Origin of the sequence: Streptomyces millisiae, from assembly GCF_031845425.1 — a bacterium.
In the GTDB taxonomy this organism is placed as follows: domain Bacteria; phylum Actinomycetota; class Actinomycetes; order Streptomycetales; family Streptomycetaceae; genus Streptomyces; species Streptomyces millisiae.
Window position 1 is genome coordinate 1 of sequence record NZ_JAVREM010000446.1, and the last position, 254, is coordinate 254.

The window sequence follows — 254 nt, forward strand, 5'->3', positions numbered from 1 at the left end:
AAGAAACTCGGCCGGATCCCCGACGGCGGCGGCCACAAAGTCCTGGGCCGGCAAGCGGGACGCGCGGCGAAGACCGGTGTCGGCTTCGACTACGTCCACTCCGCCGTCGACGACTACTCCAGACTGGCCTACAGCGAGATCCACACCGACGAGAAGGCCACCACCTGCGCCAGCTTCCTCCGCAGAGCCGCTGCGTTCTTCGCGGCCAACGGCATCGACCGCATCGAGCGGGTCCTGACCGACAACGCCTGGCC

The 254-nt window shown here is 68.1% G+C and carries 1 pseudogene; it reads left to right on the plus strand.

Annotation, left to right across the window (positions count from 1 at the left end):
* Positions 1-254 (plus strand): annotated as a pseudogene (locus RNC47_RS37500) (DDE-type integrase/transposase/recombinase); the annotation flags it as partial.